The sequence below is a fragment of the Streptococcus sp. WM07 genome (genome assembly GCF_004570525.1).
Classification (GTDB): domain Bacteria; phylum Bacillota; class Bacilli; order Lactobacillales; family Streptococcaceae; genus Streptococcus.
In genome coordinates, this window is the sequence record NZ_SPPZ01000354.1 from 1 (window position 1) to 252 (window position 252).

Here is a 252-nt window from a genome sequence, read left to right on the forward strand (position 1 = left end):
TGTAATACGGCTTGGATGAATGAATTTTTACGACAACTGTCAGAAGCTTACCCTAACGACTATATTATTTTGGTGATGGATAATGCGGTTTGGCATAAATCACAGACATTGGATATTCCTAGCAATAACGACTATATTATTTTGGTGATGGATAATGCGGTTTGGCATAAATCACAGACATTGGATATTCCTAGCAATATTGAATTTACATTTATTCCACCTTATACACCAGAGATGAATCCGATTGAACAA

At 34.9% G+C, this 252-nt stretch carries 1 protein-coding gene; it reads left to right on the top strand.

Annotated elements, in window-relative coordinates; genetic code table 11:
* On the top strand, positions 1–252 hold a 252-nt coding region (locus E4T71_RS09520; protein ID WP_194181280.1), incomplete at both ends, for a transposase.